Source organism: Dellaglioa sp. CoH-57-MRSF-20 (genome assembly GCF_056781955.1).
In genome coordinates this window covers 1-291 of the sequence record NZ_JBXAXV010000231.1, presented here as the reverse complement: position 1 = coordinate 291, position 291 = coordinate 1, and the positions used below count along the sequence as shown (strand labels likewise).

General features: G+C 56.4%; 1 protein-coding gene. It reads left to right on the top strand.

What is annotated here, in order from left to right; translation table 11 throughout:
• Nucleotides 1–18: 18 nt before the first annotated feature.
• Nucleotides 19–291 (top strand): hypothetical protein (locus AC1RPN_RS08865; protein ID WP_481763821.1); only part of this gene is annotated, 273 nt, incomplete at its 3' end.

The window sequence follows — 291 nt, the reverse complement described above, 5'->3', positions numbered from 1 at the left end:
AATATACGGAGTACTCACATGCGTACCAACAAGATTCAAACGTATGCGGCTAAGAAGCCTATGGTCAACGCTTCTGAATACCGCTTTGACGGCTCGCAGGAACGCGCTGTCGGCGCGAACGGTGAGCTTAACGCAAGCTCGAAGCGCGAACTTCTGAACCGCCAGATGGAATTCCTGACCGCGAGCGCGAACGGTGAAGTCGCTAGCGACGCAGTGTTCGCAGCGGCAGAACAAGGCGCGAAGGTCAGCCGTGAGCTGGTCGAAGCCGCTTTCAACGACAAGGAAGCTCAC